We start from the raw sequence: 17,146 nt of genomic DNA, 5'->3' as shown, positions 1-17,146 counted from the left end.
CGCGGCCGTTGCGTGGCCGGGGGAGTGGTCGCCGGCTAGAGGCGGCGACCTGTCGAACCTCGGACGACGAGGCGGGGGTGGATGAGCGATTGCGTCGACATGCTTCCATCGATCGCTGCAAGGAGCACGTCGATCGCCTTGTGGCCGACCGCGTCGAACGGCTGTCGCACGGTCGTGAGCGGGGGCTGGTAATAGTCGGCGCCGGAGATGTCGTCGTAGCCGACGACGGAGACGTCCTCCGGGACGCGGAGACCCACTTCGTTGAATCTGCGCATGAGGCCGAGGGCGAGAAGGTCGTTCGCCGCGAACACGGCCGTGATCTCCCGGTGTCGGCGGAGCAGCTCGAGACCGGCGTCGTACCCGTCGTCGGCGCCCCAACCGGCGTGGAGCAGGTGTGCGGTCGACAGTCCGGCATCGGTCAGCTCCGCGCGCCACCCCTCCAGCCGGGCGCGCGCGTCGAACCAGTTGAGGGGTCCGCTCACGTGCGCGATGTGCTCGTGACCGAGGGAGGCGAGGTGCCCGGTGGCAAGGCGTGCGCCGAAATCGTGGTCGACCGCGACGACGTGCATGGGGGCGGGGGAGGTGAGACCGGGAGCGATGATGACGACGGGGAGTGTGTCCGCCAGGTCGCGTGTCGCTTCGGCCATCTCAGTAGTCGGGGCCACGACGATGAGACCGTCGACGGCAAGGTCGAGGAAGAAGTCCAGGGTTGGAGACAGGCTGCTCGTCTCGCTGTCCGTGCCGGCCGAGATGGTCGCGTACCCGGACGCCCGGGCGGCGTCTTGGATCGCCATCGCCATATGGCTCGGTCCGAAGTGCGTGACGGATGGGTTGACCACCCCGATGAGGCGCGTGCGGTTCGTGGCAAGAGCACGCGCGGACAGGTTTCGCCGGTACCCCATCTCCTCGATCGCCTCGAGGACTCGTCGACGAGTCTCCGGCCGGACGAGGGTCGGACTGTTGAGTACTCGTGACACGGTTTGGTGTGAGACTCCGGCGCGTGCGGCCACGTCGGCCATGACGGGTGCTTTCGCCATTTTCGTAACTGTCCAGTTCGAGCGTGGATGGGAGCGTGCGGTGCGAAGCCGCCACCGATGCCTGGATCGGTCGCGCTTCTGCGTCATCCTCGGACGCTGGGAGGTCCCGGAAGCCGCCTCGAACACGAGATCCGTTCCGTTCCGGCCGTCGAGTGATGCCTGATCGGCATGATAGTCGGTGTGCCACCCGTCGGCACCTACTCCGGGACTGCGTCGACGGGAACGGGGAGGGTGCGTGGTTGGGCCCCCGGCGTGCCCGGTCGGCTCCGATGCCACGGATGCCGACGGGTCTTGACAGCGCGAACGTTAGCGCTAACATCGGGATGCCGGTTGAGCCACAGAGATGTCGTCCGGCAGCGTGTCAACGAAGATCACAACCAGTACGGGGAGGCACCGAGGAAGATGACCAAGCAATCTCATACGGATGTATACAGGGGATCGAGGAGACCGTCGTTCGGAGCGAGAGCCGTTGGGCTCGCGGCGACGGCGGCCATGGCGACAGCCGGGCTCCTCGGGGCCTCCACGGCGCTTGCGCCCGAGGCTCAGGCCGACGACGACGTCATCGACGTCGAGGTCGACGCGAGCGTGGTGGGGCGTACGTACGACGGAGTGGGAGCCGTGTCCGGGGGAGGGGCCACGACGCGACTTCTGCTCGACTACCCGGAGCCGCAGCGCTCCCAAGTGCTCGACTATCTGTTCCTACCGGGATACGGGGCCTCGCTGGAGATGCTCAAGGTCGAGATCGGGGGCGACACGAATGCGACCGACGGCTCGGAGTCGAGCCACATGCACGTGCCCGACGTCGTCAACTGTGAGACCGGCTACGAATGGTGGTTGATGCAGGAGGCCGTCGAGCGGAATCCGGACATCAACCTGGGTGGCCTCGCATGGGGGGCTCCCGGATGGCTGGAAGACGAAGGCGGATACTTCTCCGACGCGACGATCGACTACTTCCTCAACTGGCTCGGATGTGCAGATGAATATGGTCTGAACATCGATAACATGGGTGTGCGCAACGAACGCACCTACGACGTCGAATGGGTGATCAAGTTCCGTGCCGCGCTCGATGCCGCGGGGTACGAGGACGTCCGGATCGTTGCATCCGACGAGGCCGCGGTCAAGGGTGAGTGGCCGATTGCTGTTGATATGGCGGAGAACGCCGAGCTGCGGGACGCCGTCGACGTTCTCGGCAACCACTACTCGTTCGGGCCGAGCTCGGAGACCGCCCAGGCGCTCGATAAGCCGTTGTGGATCTCGGAAGGGGGGCCGTGGTCGGCCGAATGGGGAGCAGGTGGCCCGCCGCGGGCGATTTCCTCCCTCCTCAACAACTCGTACCTCCGTGGCCAGATCACGGGCGTCCAATTTTGGAATCTGCTCACCGCATACTATGACGGCTTGAGCATCTCCGATGCCGGGCTCATGCGTTCGAACACGCCGTGGTCGGGCGCCTATCAGGTGCAGGCGGCGATCTGGACCGTCGCGCACACGACTCAGTTCGTGAGCCCGGGATGGCTTTACCTGGACAATTCGAGCGCGCACTTCGACGAGGATGACATTCTCAAGGGAAGCTACGTGACGAGACGTGCTCCTGATACCGGCGACTGGTCGATGGTGATCGACCGGATCGCGACGGAGGACTCCCAGACCATGCGAATCAGCGTCGACGATGAGCTGATCGGCGACACGATTCATGTCTGGCAGTCGACCGAGAACGAGTGGTTCAGTCAGAAGGATGATCTCACCCCCGATGCAGATGGATTCGTCGAGGTCACGATCCCTGCGGACTCCGTCGTCACGTTGACCACGACGACCGGGCAGGGCAAGGGCACGGCCGTCGGAAAGAACGAGTCGGCATTCCCGTTCCCGTACCACAATTCGCTGTCCGACGGCGGGCCCTCGGGACAGACGCCCTATCTCTCACAGATGGAGGGGGCGTTCGAGGTGCGTGACTGCGTCGGTGGGCGCGATGGGGAATGTCTGACCCAGGTGTCCCCGCGCCCCGCCATCGGGTGGGCGCCGTGGACCAAGCCGACGGCCCTGCTCGGCGATCTGGCGTGGGCCGACTACCAGGTGAGTGCGGACGTCTGGATTCCTGCCGGCGGGGCCGGGGAGGTGCTGGGGCGGTTGTCGAACGATGCGATGCAGCCGGTTCCCAACGGATACGGATTCTCGTTGGATGCCGAGGGGCAGTGGACGTTGAGCCGAGGTGAACTCGGCGGGAAGGAGATCGTCGAGTTGGCGACCGGCGCGACCGAGGGCGTGGATGAAGGCTGGCACCGGCTCACGATCCGCTTCGACGAGGATCGGATCTCGGGTCTCATCGACGATGTCGAGGTCGTCCAGGTCGAGGACGCGACCTGGGCCAGCGGCATGGCCGGGGTGGCCAGTGGGTATGCCCCCACGCAATTCGCCGATCTCGCGATCGAGCCGCTCGCGCCGCTCGAGTTCGTGCATGTATCGGATGGCACCGTCGCCGTGTCCGGATCCGGCTGGGAGCCTTGTGAATTCGGCGGCGACGACTGCCGCGTGGTCGACGCTCCCGAGGTCGATGCGTCTGCGGACGGCACCGCCGTGACGTCGAATACGGCGGGCGACGTCCTGGAATTCGGATTCCAGGGTGTCCAGGGGACACTGACGGGTTTTGCGGTTCCGACCGGTGGAAGCGCGTTGGTGTCGATCGACGGCAACGAACCGCAGACGCTTTCCTTCGATCGAATCCGTGACGATGCCGCCGTCGAGTGGCGGACGCCGATTCTGCCTGCCGGCAGCCACACCTTGCGGGTCGAGGTCGTGAACGGTTCCGCCGATGGTGGTGGCGTGGTCGTCAACGGTGTCCAGGTCGTGCCGAATAATGGTGCGCTCAGCTCGATCGATGACCAGATGGAGGGAGTGGGGCTCGGCGGATTCGACTACCGAGGTAGCGGCTGGCTCAGCTGCCCGGGCTGCATCAACAACTCCCAGCTCTTCCACGGGTCGGTGACCTACTCGGACAAGCCGGGAGACACCGTGTCATTGCGCTTCGTCGGCGACCGCGTCGATCTCTACGGACTGCGTGATTCGCGGCAGGGCCAGACCGACGTCATGATCGATGGCCGTCGTGTCGGTACCGCGGACTTCCACGGAAGTGAGCGGGTCGGTAACCAGCTGATCTGGCAGAGCGAGCAGCTGCCGATGGGTGAGCATGTTCTCACGCTCATGGTGACCGAGGAGAGTGGGCGGATCAATGTCGACCGAGTCGTCGTCCACGGCGACATCTCCGATGGGGGGTCGACCGAGGAGCCGACCGATGACCCGACAGACGAGCCGACCGACGTGCCGACCGGTGACCCGACAGACGAGCCGACGGAAGGATCGGCGGACCAGTCGTCCGATGGTGCGTCCGCCGGTGCGGACACAGGCTCGGCGGGAGCGGAGAACATCTCGACGGCGGCAGCGGCGTCGGGAGACGCGGACGGTTCGGAGTCGGGCGATGGGCGGCTCCCGGACACGGGCGTCAGCGTCGCGTTCCTGTGCCTGCTCATGATCACGGCCACCGCAGCGGGCGTGCTGATCCGGCGGCGGGGATTCGCGACCCGATGACGGGTCGTGGGCGGGGCGGGACCCCCTCCCGCTGATCCCGTCCCGGCGCAGGCGGGGTGCTCCGTGCAGAGCCACGGGCCACCCCGCCTGCGCCCGGCCATTGCCCGCGCGACGCGTTTGACAGAGCGAATGTTAGCGCTCACACTAGGCGTGTGGGGCGAGCGTCACGCATCGCTTCAGATGGATTCGATCGCGAAGGAGAGATCATGGCCGAACGTGCGGGAGAGCTTGTGGTCGGAGTGGACTTCGGAACGCTCTCCGGGCGGGCCGTCGTGGTCCGTGTGGCCGACGGCACCGAACTCGGCAGTGCCGAGCATGCGTACAGCCACGCCGTGATGGAGCGCGAGCTCACGGCCGGTGACGGTCGCGCACTCCCGCCGGACTGGGCGCTCCAGGTGCCGCGGGACTACATCGACGTGCTCCGTCACGCCGTGCCGGCCGCTCTCGCCGATGCGGGCGTCGATGGCGGGGACGTCATCGGCATCGGCACGGACTTCACCGCCTGCACGATGGTGCCCACCCTGGCCGACGGCACCCCGCTGTGCGACCTGCCCGAATACCGCGATCGGCCGCACGCCTACGTCAAGCTCTGGAAGCATCACGCGGCCCAGGCCCACGCCGACCGAATCAACGAGCTTGCCCATGTCCGCGGCGAAACCTGGATCGGTCGCTACGGCGGCCTCATCTCCTCGGAGTGGGAGTTCGCCAAGGGGTTGCAGCTGCTCGAGGCCGACCCCGAGCTCTACGCCGCCATGGACAGGTGGGTCGAGGCGGCCGACTGGATCGTCTGGCAGCTGAGTGGCGAGTACGTTCGTAACGCCTGCTCCGCCGGATATAAGGGCATCCTCCAGGACGGCGAGTACCCGAGCGAGGAGTTCCTCACCGTCCTCAACCCCGACTTCGGCCGATTCGTGGCCGACAAGGTCGACCAGCCGGTCGGGCAGCTCGGGCAGGCCGCCGGCCGGCTCACCCCGGAGGCCGCCGCCTGGACCGGTCTGCCGGCCGGGATCGCCGTCGCCGTCGGCAACGTCGACGCGCACGTGACCGCACCCGCCGCCGGAGCCGTCGACGCCGGGCAGATGGTCGCGATCATGGGTACCTCGACGTGCCACGTGATGAACGGCGAGACTCTCGCCGAGGTGCCGGGCATGTGCGGAGTGGTCGACGGTGGCATCCTCGCCGGAGCCTGGGGCTACGAGGCCGGTCAATCCGGCGTCGGCGACATCTTCGCCTGGTACGTGAACAACCAGGTGCCCGCCGCGTATGCGCAGGAGGCGGAGTTGCGGGGACAGAGCCTGCACGAGTACCTCACGGACCTCTCCGCGGGTCAGCAGGTCGGCGAACACGGCCTCGTCGCCCTCGACTGGCATTCGGGGAACCGTTCGACCCTGGTGGACCACGAGCTCTCCGGCCTGCTCATCGGCCAGACGCTCACCACCCGGCCCGAAGACGTCTACCGGGCGCTGCTGGAGTCGACCGCTTTCGGTACCCGGGCGATCATCGAGGCCTTCGAGTCCTCCGGCGTGCCCGTGACCGAGCTCGTCGTGGCCGGCGGTCTGCTCAGGAACGCGTTCCTCATGCAGCTGTACTCCGACGTCACACGACTGCCGCTCTCGACCATCACCTCGTCGCAGGGGCCGGCGCTCGGCAGCGCGATCCACGCCGCCGTGGCCGCGGGTGCCTACGCCGACGTCCGCGGTGCCGCGGCCGCGATGGGACGGCGCACGATCGCCGCGTACACGCCGAACGAATCCGCGGCGCGCCGATACGACGAGCTCTATGCGGAGTACCGCCTTCTGCACGATCACTTCGGTCGAGGCGGAAACGACGTCATGCACCGCCTCAAGGCGATCCGCCGCGACGCGGTCGTGGCGCGAGAACCGGTCGGCGCCACCAGCGCCGTTCCCGCAGCGAAGGGATGAGGAGACCATGAGACTGAGCGAACAGAGCGCGGCTGTGCAGGAGGCCGTGGCGGCGGCGCGCGAACGCGTGGCCAGACTGCATGCCGAGCTCCCGCGAAACGATCTCGTCGTCTGGACCGCCGGCAACGTGTCGGAACGCGTCGCGGGCGCGGACCTCTTCGTGATCAAGCCCTCCGGCGTCTCCTACGACGAGCTCACCCCCGAGGTGATGGTCGTGTGCACGCTCGACGGCGCGAAGATCGACGACGGCACCCCGGGCGCGCTCGTTCCATCCTCCGACACGGCGGCCCACGCCTACGTGTACCGGCACCTGGCGCAGATCGGGGGAGTGGTGCACACCCATTCGACGTACGCCACGGCCTGGGCGGCTCGCGGAGAGGAGATCCCGTGCGTTCTCACGATGATGGCCGACGAGTTCGGCGGGCCGGTCCCGGTCGGGCCGTTCGCGATCATCGGTGACGACTCGATCGGGCGCGGGATCGTCGAGACCCTCGCCGGCAGTCGCTCGCCCGCGGTGCTCATGCGCAATCACGGGCCCTTCACGGTCGGCGCGGATGCGCGTGCGGCGGTCAAGGCGGCCGTCATGGTCGAGGAGGTGGCGCGTACGGTGCACCTCTCCCGGCAACTCGGCAACCCACTCCCGATCGCGCAGGGCCACATCGATTCGCTGCACGACCGTTACCAGAACGTCTATGGACAGGGCGCCTCGTCGCCGAAGGAGAAGAAGGCATGAATCACGACCCGTTCGAGCGCCGCGAGGTCTGGTTCCTCACCGGGAGCCAGGACCTCTACGGGGACGACGTCCTCGACCAGGTGATGGAGCACTCCCGCACCCTGGCCGCCGTGCTCGACGACGCCGACGCGATTCCGGTGACGGTTCGCTGGAAACCGATCCTCAAGGAACGCGACGGCATCCGGCGGATCGCCCTCGACGCCAATTCCGACGACGCGTGTGTCGGCGTCATCGCCTGGATGCACACCTTCTCCCCGGCGAAGGCCTGGATCCAGGGGCTCGATGCGCTACGCAAGCCGCTGCTCCACCTGCACACGCAGGCGAACGTCGCGCTGCCGTGGGCGGACATCGACATGGACTTCATGAACCTGAACCAGGCCGCCCACGGCGACCGGGAGTTCGGCTACATCGCGACCAGGCTGGGCATCTCCCGCAAGACCGTCGTCGGTCACGTGAGCGACGCGGGAGTGCAGGCACGGGTCGGCACGTGGGTACGGGCCGCGGCCGGCTGGGCCGAGGCGACGGGCCTCCGGGTCGCCCGGTTCGGTGACAATATGCGCGACGTGGCCGTGACCGAGGGCGATAAGACCGAGGCGGAGTTGCGGCTCGGGGTCTCCACCAACACGTGGGGCGTGAACGACCTCGTCGACCGCGTGGACGCCGCCGACGAGGACGACGTCGACTCCCTGGTCGCGGTCTACGACGAGGCGTACGACGTTGTCCCCGAGTTGCGCGAGGGCGGCGCCCGCCGGGAGTCCCTCCGCTACGGGGCCCGGATCGAGCTGGGGATGCGGTCCTTCCTGGAGTCGGGCGACTTCGGCGCCTTCACCACGAACTTTCAGGACCTGGGCGGGCTCCGCCAGCTCCCGGGCCTGCCGGTCCAGCGACTCATGGCCGACGGGTACGGCTTCGGCGCGGAAGGCGACTGGAAGACCGCGATCCTCGTGCGACTCGCCAAGGTCATGGGGCACGGCCTTCCCGGTGGCGCCTCCCTCATGGAGGACTACACCTACGAGCTCACCCCGGGCAGGGAGAAGATCCTCGGAGCGCACATGCTCGAGGTCTGCCCCTCCCTGACGCGCGGCACGCCCCGGCTGGAGATCCATCCGCTGGGTATCGGCGACCGGGAGGATCCGGTGAGGCTGGTCTTCGACGCCGACAACGGGCCCGCCGTGGTCGTCGCCCTGGCGGACATGCGCGATCGGTTCCGTCTCACCGCCAACAAGGTGACGATCGTCGGGCCCGACGCCGAACTGCCCAAGCTGCCCGTCGCCCGCGCCGTCTGGGAGCCGGAGCCCTCCTTCGCCACGTCCGCCGAGTGCTGGCTCACCGCCGGCGCCGCCCACCACACGATGATGACCACCCAGCTCCATCTCGACGTCCTCGAGGACTTCGCCGAGATCGCCGAGATGGAGCTGGCGGTCATCGACGAGGCGACCACGCCCCGAGGCTTCCTCAAGGAACTACGTTGGAATCAGGCCTACTACCGACTCAAGGAGGGGCTCTGAGATGAGGGTGGCCCGGCTCCACGCCGCCGGCGATCTGCGGGTCGCGGCGGAGGCCGAGCCGGTGCCCGGACCGGGCGAGAGTCTCGTTCGTGTCGGTGCCGTGGGTCTGTGCGGTTCCGACCTGCACTGGTACTCCGAGGGCCACATCGGCGATGCGGGCCTCACCCGACCACTCGTTCCGGGGCACGAGTTCGCCGGTGTTGCGGAGGGCGGCAGGTACGACGGCCGAGTCGTCGCGGTCGATCCGGCGATCCCCTGTCGCCTCTGCCCGATGTGTGAGGCAGGGCACCGCAACCTGTGCCCACAGGTCCGCTTCGCAGGCCACAGCACGACCGACGGCGGGCTTCAGGAGGCGATCGCCTGGCCCGAGCGCAGCCTCCACCCGGTTCCAGCGGAGTTCACGGCTGCCGATGCCGCGATGCTCGAACCCCTCGGGGTCGCGCTGCATGCGTGGGACCTCGCCCACGCCCGCGTCGGCGACACCGTGGCCGTCATCGGAGCCGGCCCGATCGGGCTGCTCGCGATCCAGGTCGCCCGGGCTGGGGGAGCGGGCCGGGTCATCGTCGTCGAACCCCTCGACCACCGCCGGCGAGCCGCCGAACGTGCCGGTGCGGCCACCACGCTCGCGCCGACGGAGGCCGGTGCCGCGGCCTGGCGAGAGCTGAGCGGACTCGGCTGCGACGTCGTCCTCGAGTTCGCGGGCACCGATCCCGCGATCGCGACCGCGCTCACGGCCGCCCGGCCCGGCGCCCGGGTGCTGCTCGGTGGGATACCCGGCGACGACACGAGCTCCTTCCCGGCCGGGCCGGCCCGCCGGAAGGGGCTCACCCTCGTCATGGTCCGGCGGATGAAGGAGATGTACCCCCGCGCGATCGACCTGGTCGCGACCGGGCGCGTCGACGTCCGTTCGATCGTTTCGGAGCAGGCGCCGCTCGCCGCTGCCGATCGGGCCTTCATCCGTGCGACGAATCGCAGCGGCCTCAAGGTCGTGATCGACCCCTCCGCCTGATTCGGCCGGGCCTTAGGCCCCTGCCCGGGCGAGTCCTTCGCGCGGATCCTGTGTGTGACGCCTGTCGGCCCGGGCGCGGGAGCAATCCGACACGGGCCGGACGGGCGCATCATCGGCCCGGAGATGGCGCTAGTGTGACGTGAGTCTCATCGTCGAGGGTGAAGGTGTGAACATGTCCGAGTCCGAAGGCCATACCGGGAAGAGGGGCTCCCGGAACGGGCCCGTGCGCCGGGTCATCCGGGAGGTCACGCGCCCGAGCCCGGGCCTCATCCACCCCGCGCTCATCCCCGGGATCGGGGTCGAGCGCACGGGCAAGTCGTTCTCCACGAACGTGCGCGTGTTCGCCATCGCGGGGGCGCTCGTGGCGGGGGTGATCCTCTGGGCGGTCGTCGCCCCGGGGACCATCTCCTCGACCGGGGCGTTCCTGCTCGCGTGGGTCACGGACAACTTCGGGTGGCTCTTCGGGCTGCTCGCCATCGCCATCGCCGGGTACATGATCGTGCTCGGCTACGGGCGCACGGGCGGGGTTCGCCTCGGCGCCGACGACGAGGAGCCCGAGTTCTCGACCGTGTCGTGGGTGGCGATGCTCTTCTCCGCCGGCATGGGCATCGGCCTGCTGTTCTACGGCCCGTACGAGCCGCTCACGTACTTCCTCGACCCGCCGCACGGGATGCGGGCCGATCCGGGCACCGTCGACGCGATGCACTCGGCCATGGCCCAGACGCTGCTGCACTGGGGCCCGATCGCGTGGGCGTTCTACGCCCTCGTCGGCGGCGCGATCGCCTACAACGCCTACCGGCGCGGCCGCAGCGCGCTCATCTCCTCGATCTTCGAGCCGATCTTCGGGCAGCGCACCCGGGGTGCGATGGGGGCGGTCATCGACATCTTCGCGATCATCGTCACCCTCTTCGGCACCGCGATCTCGCTGGGGATCGGCGCGCTGCAGATCGGCCAGGGCTACGAGGTGCTCACGGGCGCGGGGCCGGTGACCAACACCTTCCTCGTCGCGGTCATGGCGGCCCTCACCGCCGCGTTCATCGTCTCGGCCGTCTCCGGCGTCAAGCGCGGGATCCGGGCGCTGTCGAACATCAACATGGTCGTGGCCGGGGTGCTGGCGCTGTTCGTGTTCATCGCCGGACCGACCGTGTTCCTGCTCAACTTCATCCCGGCCGGCATCATCGACTTCTTCCGTGAGCTCGGCACGATGCTCGTGCGCAACCCGAACGAGGGCCCCGAGACCGCCGAGTTCATGGCCGCCTGGACCACCTATTACTGGGCCTGGTGGGTCTCCTGGACCCCGTTCGTGGGCCTGTTCATCGCAAAGATCTCCCGCGGGCGCACCCTGCGGGAGTTCGTCACGGTGGTCATCATGGTGCCCGCCTTCGTGTGCGCGCTGTGGTTCGGCATCTTCGGCGGCACCGCGATGTACCTCGAGCTCACCGGGAACGGCATCAGCGGGGCCGGCTCCGCCGAGGCGATGCTCTTCGACATGCTCGGCAAGCTGCCGTTCGGGGCGATCACGTCGGTGCTCGCGATGATCTCGATCGTCGTGTTCTTCGTGACCTCGGCCGACTCGGCCTCGATCGTCATGGGTTCGATGAGTCAGCGCGGCAAGCCGGACCCGTCCAAGTGGGTGACGGCCGTCTGGGGCATGCTCCTCGGCGGCACCGCGGTCGCGCTGCTGCTGGCGGGCGGCCAGGACGCACTCAACGGCCTCCAATCGCTCATGATGGTCTCGGCGCTGCCGTTCGCGATCATCGTCATCGGCATCATGATCGCCTGGGCCCGCGACCTGCACACCGACCCGTACATCCTGCGCCAGCGGTACGCGCGCACCGCGATCGCGCAGGGGGTGCGGCGGGCGATCGCCGACCACGGGGACGACTTCGTGTTCGAGTCGAGCGAGGTCGACGCCGACGAGGGGGCCGGTGCCTGGCTCGACACCGGCGATCCCGCCCTGGTCGAGTGGTACCTCGAGGCCACCGGCGAACTCGCGGCCGTGGACGCCGAGGACGTGCTGCGCACGATGACACCGGGTCGCATCCAGCCCCGCGGCGAGCCGCGCCCGGAGCACACGGCCTCGGGGGAGCGGGCGATGGTCACCGCCGACCTGATCCGGCTCGAACGCCTTCGCCAGGCCGAGGAGCGTCGTCGCCGAGACAACGGGGGGTCCGGCCGACGCGACACCTGAGGCTGGTGCGCCGGGCGTAGTGCAAAGACATCCTTGCAAAGGTTCCTCTGCAAAGGTATCTTTGTGCTTATGGACGACGCAGCTTCCGTTCCCGAGCCCCCGCAGCTCGCCGCGGGCGCGCTGCGGGCCCTCGCCCATCCTCTCCGGGTGGCGATCTTCGACATCCTCAGCCAGCGTGGCCCCCAGACCGCGTCGACCCTGGCCGACCTCACGGGGGAGTCCACCGGTTCGACGAGCTATCACCTGCGGGCCCTCGCGAAGCACGGTCTCATCGTCGAGGCGCCGGGCACGGGGCGGGGCCGGGAGCGCTGGTGGCGGCGGCCCGAGGGGGCGGTCTCCTTCGTCAACCCGGAGGCGCTCGAGACCCCGGCCGGCCGCGCCGCGAGCCAGGTCGTCATGACCGAGTTCCTCAACCGTCGCCACGGCCAGCTGCTCGACTTCATCGAGCACGGCATCCGCGCCGGCGTCGACGACTGGAGCGAGGCCGCGGTCGTGAGCACCTCGACCACGCACCTGACCCTCGAGCAGCTGAGCGAGCTCACCGCCCGGCTGCAGGCGGTCGTGGACGAGTTCACCCGCGCCCACCGCGATCAGCGCGGCCCCGGCGTGCGCACCGTGACCATCCGCACGGACGCCTTCCCCCTGCCTCTCGACGGAGCCTGACATGAGCACGACGATCACCCATCGCCCCGCGCACCTCCCGGCGCCGGCCACGACGGCCGAGCGGCTCGTGCTGCGCGCGACCGTGCTGGCGCAGGACTGGGTCGGCCGCCGGATCGAGCGCCGCTCCCACCGACCCGACCTGGCCGCGGCCACCGAGCGGCGTCGGCGGATCCAGGCCGCCGGCCGCATCGGCGACCCGCGCCTCTGACGGGCGGGCCGCGGGGAGGTCACCCGGCGGCGCGGGCTCCTCGGCGCGAGCGCACCGCGACGCCGGCCACGAGGGCGAGCAGGCCCGCGAGCACCACGAGGGCCGTGGCCCCGGACGCGATCCCCGTATCGGGCAGTGGCTCGGGCCGTTCGTCGCCGCCGGGGGAGCGGTCCGAGTCGTTCGCGCCGCCTGAGTCGCCCGAGTCGCTCGAGCCGCTCGAGCCGGCCGTCCCACTCGAGCCGTCCGCCCCCGGCCCACCGGAACTCGTCGACCCGGCGGAGGTGTCCGAACCATCGGAGCCGGCCGACCCGCCGGAATCCGCGGAGCCGGTGGTGTCGTCGGACGCATCGGAACCATCGGCCCCGTCGGAACCGTCGGAGGCATCGGCCCCGTCCGAACCGTCGGAGGCATCGGAACCGTTCGACCCGTCCGAACCGCCGTTCGACCCGTCCGAACCGCCGTCCGGGCCGTCGCTCCCGTCGTCTCCGCCGTCCGGGAGCGCCTCGACGACGACCGGCTCGGCGCCCACCGTCACGTTCCCAGCGAGGTCGACCGCGCGGTAGGCGAGGGTCATGCCCGCGTCGGGAGCACGGACCGGACCGCCGGCGTTCTCCCACGTGGCTCCGGCGTCGAGGGAGTACTCGATTCGGTCCACGCCCGAGCCCTCGTCGCTCGCCGACAGGGTGACCACCCGATCGTCCACCACGGCCTCGACCCGCGGGGCGGTCGAATCGACCCGGACCGTGAGCGACTGTGCCGGCTCGCGCGCCCCGGTGCCCGCGTACCCGCGGAAGGCGACCTGGGTCGTGCCCTCCTCGAACGTGAGGGCGCCGGTGTAGTCCTGCCAGGGCCCGCCGTCGAGCTGGTACTCGATGCGGACGGCGTCGGCGGAGGAGAGGGTGAGCGTCGGCGTCTCGGCGTACCATCCCGATGCGGGCTGCTCGGGTGCGAGCCCCGCGCTCGTCGTCGGTGCGACGTAGTCCGGGTCCGTGCAGGTGACCCGGGCGTCGGCCCAGTCGGCCCGGTCGAACCAGTCGACCGCGCCGGGATCGACGGCAAGCGTGAGGGTCTCGATACCGTCGACCGGCACCACGGCGGAGACGGCCGGCCCGCCGGTCACCTCCCCGCTGCTCCACAGCTGCTCCCCGTCGCCGGAGACGACGAAGGTGACCGAGGGGGACTTGCCCGGCAGGTCCATCGTCGCGTCCACGCCGACGTCGGCGCTGAACACCGAGCACCGACCGGCCAGGTTGAAGCTCAGGGTCGTGGGCGCCTGCACGCCGAGTCCGCGGGCGTAGGTCACGCCGTCGATCGTGATCGGGGGAGTGACCCGGGTGGGCACGTCGGTGATCGCGGTGTCCCGGGCGACCGGGCCGAACTCGTCCACGTCGGCGACGTCGGCCCCGAGGAACGGCAGGTGCGAGAGGTAGGTCGTGCCCTCGCCGGGCGGGGCCGGCGCCGGGATCTGGCCGCTGCACGTGACCCGGGCGTCGGCCCAGTCGGCCCGGTCGAACCATTCGCTCCCGTTCGGGTCGACATCGAGGGTGAGCAGGCGCACGCCGGTCACGTCGACGCCCACCTCGACCCCGCCGCTCGTGACGGAGCCGGAGGTGAACAGCTCCCGGCCGTCACCGAGCACGGTGAAGGTGACGTCGGGTGACTTGCCCGGCTGGTCCATGGTCGCGTCGATCCCGGCGACTGCGTCGAAGCGGGTGCACACGGCGCCGAGGTTGAACGTGATCGTCGAGGGGGAGTTGACGCCGAGCCCGCGCTCGTACACGGTCCCGGCCACGGTGATCGGCCTGCGCACGTGCGAGCCCGCGTCGCCGATCTCGGTGTCGCGCGCCGTGGGCCCGTAGGCGTCGTCGTGGCGATCCGACACGAAGCCGATCTCCGAGAGATAGGTGATCCCGGCCCCCGGCGGCGCCGGCAGCGGGGTCGGCGTGGGCGAATAGGCGCGCACCCAGGAATAGCGCTCGAGCGCCTCCTGGGCGAGGGCCGGAAGATCCCCGCCGGGCGCCGTCCGGTAGCCGTCGTCCGGCTCGTACGGGGCGGTGCCGGCCACGAACTCGGCGGCCATCGCCCGAAAGTCCGGCGCGGTCGAGTCCTCCCCGGCGAGCTGAGCGGCCAGGTGGTCGAAATAGGCGCCCCAGCGGGCCCGGTAATAGCCGCCCGCGAGGCCGTTCCACAGCCGGTTCGCGTAGTCGTTCAGGTTGGTCGACGGGGCCGCCGGGTCGGTCCAGGACGAGACGATCGCGCGGGCGCCGGCCTCCTCGGCGTCGGCACTGGCCGGAGTCGGTGCATCGACGCGGGCCGCCTCGAGCCAGCGGCCGAGGAGCTGCCCGCCGTCGGTGCCGGCGACGCGGTCGATGAGGTCGAGGTCGGCGAGCCACTGCGCGGTGAGCTCCTCGAAGTCGGCGGCGCGCCCGTCCTCGTACGCCGACCTGATGAGAGCGAGCAGCGGCCGGTCGAGGTTGGCGAGCACCTGCCTGGCCACCGCCATGAGGTCGTACCGGTAGGTCTCGCTCGCGCGGGCGCCGGCGCCCGCCGCCAGCAGCAGCGGCAGCGCCGTGGCGAATTCGTCGACGTCGTAGCGCTGCGTCCCGGGCGACCACGCGGCCGCCGTCGAGACCGTGAGCGAGGGCTGGGCGCCGAAGATCGAGTCGGCCGCCTCGCTCCACCCGTCCGCGGGCATGTCGTAGGCGGTACGCCCGAGCACCGCCCACGCGGCGCGCGCGTTCGGGTCGTCGACGCCGTAGCGCCGCTGGGCCCAGTCGGCGAACCACTCGCCCAGGTCCGCGGGCTCGTCCCGCCAGGCCAACCCGGCCGCGAAGTCGAATGCAGCGGGGTTGTTCTCGCCGGCCTCCGGCAGGATGGCGATGCCGTCGAGCGCCGATCCGGCCCGGTCGAGGGCCTCGAAGTAGCGCTCGCCCAGCACCCCGAGGTTCGCCCCCATGGTCGTGTGCCCACCGAAGTTCCAGATGGTGCCGACGGCATAGGGCGTGCCGTGCCAGTCGGCGTCGCGGTTCGAGGAGCCGTAGCGGTCCGAGAGGCCGTCGACGATGAACATGCGACTCGTGTCGGCGCCGGCGATCACCTGCTGCGGCGGGTTGTTCTGCCAGCCGAGCAGCACCCAGATCGACGCCGGGTTCGCCTCCAGCATCGCCTCCTGCACCGCGGCGGAGGCGGCGGCGACGTCGACATCGCCCGGCCGCCCGCCCTCGTGGAGGAGGTCCGCCTTATACATCGTGGTCGGCCCGAGCAGGGAGATCGAGGCGTCGTAGAAGGTGTCGGCGACGGCGGCGAACGGGGCGCTCGTGGGGTCGAGCCAGTCCGGCCGGTCGTAGCCGCCGGCCCACCCTCCCTGGGGCACGATCCGCGCCCCGGCGACCTTCTCGGCGAAGCCGGCCGGCACGGTTCCGAAGTAGCCGGGCAGCACGGGCACCATGCCCAGGTCGCGAATGTAGCCGGCGATCTGTCGCCCGAGTGCGGCGTTCTCGTCGAGCTGTGCGCGCGTCATCGGATCGGGGCCGCCGGACATGTTCTGAAGCAGCCACCACGGCTGGTGCTCGGACTGGGGGATCCAGTCGAGGATCTCCGCCTCGCTGTAGCCGTACTCGCTCAGCAGCTCGGCATACACGGCGTCGCTGCCGACCGGCATGAACACCTCGTTCAGCCCGTGCATCGCGTAGACGTCGACGAGGCGTTGCCAGTCGGCCAGCGTGCGGTACGGCCCCGTGTAGCCGTCCTCCACGTCGTTGTTCACGAACCGGTGGGAGACGTTCGCGCTGCCGGTGAGCGGCTCGCTCGCCGGCAGCCGGTCCGGCAGGTCGAGGCTCGAGCCGTTCCACGAGACCGACTGGTGGAGCACCGCGGAGACGTAGGCGTTGAAGCCGGCCAGGAGCGTGGCCGGAGTCGTCGCGGAGATCGAGACCCGGCCGCCGGCGGCGCTCACCGTATAGGTGTCGGCAGCTCCGACATCAGCGTCATCGGGGTCGGTCACGAGCGCGAGGTCGAACTTGGCGGCGTCGGCCCCGATCCACTCTCTCAGGGCGTCGGCCGCCGGCTCGGCCCCGGCGCCCACCTGGGCTCGGGCCGGCGTGGCGGTGAGTCCGGCGCCGAGCAGAAGTCCGCCGACGACGGCGCCGATGGACGTCGTCGCGGCCGTGCGTAGCCAGGGGAACCTCGTCATGGTGTCTCGTCCGCTTCGTCGTCGGCGACGCCCGTCCTCCACGGGCTCGCACGAGTATGACACTTTGGAAGCGTTCGCTCAATGAGTCGATCACAAGCGCTCAC

The 17,146-nt window shown here is 69.9% G+C and carries 10 protein-coding genes; 8 read left to right on the top strand and 2 right to left on the bottom strand.

The window, feature by feature from the left end:
• Positions 1-35: 35 nt before the first annotated feature.
• On the bottom strand, positions 36-1,037 hold the full coding sequence (locus tag GCE65_RS08840; protein WP_194164974.1) for a LacI family DNA-binding transcriptional regulator: 1,002 nt from the start codon (positions 1,035-1,037) through the stop codon (positions 36-38).
• Positions 1,038-1,529: 492 nt separating this feature from the next.
• On the opposite strand from GCE65_RS08840, the gene GCE65_RS08835 reads away from it, so the two are divergent.
• From GCE65_RS08835 to GCE65_RS08800, 8 genes are all read left to right on the top strand, one after another.
• Positions 1,530-4,616, top strand: coding sequence for a hypothetical protein (locus tag GCE65_RS08835; RefSeq protein ID WP_194928654.1), 3,087 nt, complete (start codon positions 1,530-1,532; stop codon positions 4,614-4,616).
• Between the two features lie 206 nt (positions 4,617-4,822).
• Positions 4,823-6,538, top strand: a complete 1,716-nt coding sequence (araB, locus tag GCE65_RS08830; RefSeq protein ID WP_153878127.1) for a ribulokinase — start codon at positions 4,823-4,825, stop codon at positions 6,536-6,538.
• 7 nt (positions 6,539-6,545) lie between these two features.
• Positions 6,546-7,271: an L-ribulose-5-phosphate 4-epimerase gene (locus tag GCE65_RS08825; protein ID WP_152818522.1), complete on the top strand. Its 726-nt coding sequence runs from the start codon at positions 6,546-6,548 to the stop codon at positions 7,269-7,271.
• Positions 7,268-8,779 carry an L-arabinose isomerase gene (gene araA / locus GCE65_RS08820; protein WP_152818523.1) on the top strand — a complete coding sequence of 504 codons (1,512 nt, stop codon included), beginning with the start codon at positions 7,268-7,270 and terminating at the stop codon, positions 8,777-8,779. Before GCE65_RS08825 ends, araA begins: the two co-directional genes overlap by 4 nt.
• Position 8,780: 1 nt before the next feature.
• The gene (locus GCE65_RS08815; RefSeq protein WP_153878126.1) at positions 8,781-9,788 is read left to right on the top strand and encodes a zinc-binding dehydrogenase; all 1,008 of its coding nucleotides are present in this window, start codon (positions 8,781-8,783) and stop codon (positions 9,786-9,788) included.
• A gap of 172 nt (positions 9,789-9,960) precedes the next feature.
• A complete protein-coding gene (locus GCE65_RS08810) occupies positions 9,961-11,979 on the top strand; it encodes a BCCT family transporter (protein ID WP_152818525.1) in 2,019 nt (672 codons plus the stop codon).
• A gap of 69 nt (positions 11,980-12,048) precedes the next feature.
• Positions 12,049-12,642 carry a helix-turn-helix domain-containing protein gene (locus GCE65_RS08805; protein ID WP_152818526.1) on the top strand — a complete coding sequence of 198 codons (594 nt, stop codon included), beginning with the start codon at positions 12,049-12,051 and terminating at the stop codon, positions 12,640-12,642.
• Position 12,643: 1 nt separating this feature from the next.
• Positions 12,644-12,850, top strand: a complete 207-nt coding sequence (locus GCE65_RS08800; protein WP_152818527.1) for a hypothetical protein — start codon at positions 12,644-12,646, stop codon at positions 12,848-12,850.
• A gap of 19 nt (positions 12,851-12,869) precedes the next feature.
• Here GCE65_RS08800 and GCE65_RS08795 read toward each other — a convergent pair whose 3' ends face one another.
• The gene (locus GCE65_RS08795; protein WP_153878125.1) at positions 12,870-17,042 is read right to left on the bottom strand and encodes an alpha-N-acetylglucosaminidase TIM-barrel domain-containing protein; all 4,173 of its coding nucleotides are present in this window, start codon (positions 17,040-17,042) and stop codon (positions 12,870-12,872) included.
• Positions 17,043-17,146 lie beyond the last annotated feature (104 nt).

This window comes from Pseudactinotalea sp. HY158 (assembly GCF_009660225.1).
GTDB lineage: Bacteria > Actinomycetota > Actinomycetes > Actinomycetales > Beutenbergiaceae > HY158.
Note: the sequence above shows the minus strand (reverse complement) of the source record. Positions and strands in the feature narration are given on the sequence as shown.

Excerpts from the sequence above, each read along its gene's own strand:
- GCE65_RS08810 (WP_152818525.1), top strand. The coding sequence starts at position 9,961 with ATGTCCGAGTCCGAAGGCCATACCGGGAAGAGGGGCTCCCGGAACGGG.
- GCE65_RS08795 (WP_153878125.1), bottom strand. The coding sequence starts at position 17,042 with ATGACGAGGTTCCCCTGGCTACGCACGGCCGCGACGACGTCCATCGGC.
- GCE65_RS08800 (WP_152818527.1), top strand. The coding sequence starts at position 12,644 with ATGAGCACGACGATCACCCATCGCCCCGCGCACCTCCCGGCGCCGGCC.
- GCE65_RS08815 (WP_153878126.1), top strand. The coding sequence starts at position 8,781 with ATGAGGGTGGCCCGGCTCCACGCCGCCGGCGATCTGCGGGTCGCGGCG.
- araA (WP_152818523.1), top strand. The coding sequence starts at position 7,268 with ATGAATCACGACCCGTTCGAGCGCCGCGAGGTCTGGTTCCTCACCGGG.
- GCE65_RS08825 (WP_152818522.1), top strand. The coding sequence starts at position 6,546 with ATGAGACTGAGCGAACAGAGCGCGGCTGTGCAGGAGGCCGTGGCGGCG.
- GCE65_RS08805 (WP_152818526.1), top strand. The coding sequence starts at position 12,049 with ATGGACGACGCAGCTTCCGTTCCCGAGCCCCCGCAGCTCGCCGCGGGC.
- araB (WP_153878127.1), top strand. The coding sequence starts at position 4,823 with ATGGCCGAACGTGCGGGAGAGCTTGTGGTCGGAGTGGACTTCGGAACG.
- GCE65_RS08840 (WP_194164974.1), bottom strand. The coding sequence starts at position 1,037 with ATGGCGAAAGCACCCGTCATGGCCGACGTGGCCGCACGCGCCGGAGTC.
- GCE65_RS08835 (WP_194928654.1), top strand. The coding sequence starts at position 1,530 with ATGGCGACAGCCGGGCTCCTCGGGGCCTCCACGGCGCTTGCGCCCGAG.